Origin of the sequence: Halorubrum distributum JCM 10118 (genome assembly GCF_000337335.1) — an archaeon.
Classification (GTDB): domain Archaea; phylum Halobacteriota; class Halobacteria; order Halobacteriales; family Haloferacaceae; genus Halorubrum; species Halorubrum distributum.
On the sequence record NZ_AOJN01000010.1, the window covers coordinates 1 to 235 of the forward strand.

At 58.7% G+C, this 235-nt stretch carries 1 rRNA gene; it reads right to left on the reverse strand.

The features are described from left to right. A 23S ribosomal RNA gene (locus C466_RS17115) occupies positions 1-235 on the reverse strand; the annotation flags it as partial.

Sequence of the window (235 nt, forward strand, 5' to 3'; positions counted from 1 at the left end):
GCCTTTTCACGGGCCCTATGTACGGCTGACTTTCGCTATTTCGCGTTTCGCTCGCTTCGTGCCGTGACGGCGTCCACGAGTTTCCACGATTCGACCGGGCGAATGCCCGGCTCAGCGTTCCACACGGCGTCGGCGTTTACTGCATGATGGCGCTGGAATATTAACCAGCTTCCCGTCGGTGTAGTCAAGTTGTGGTACACCTTAGGACCGGCTAACCCTCGGCTGAACGGCAGTG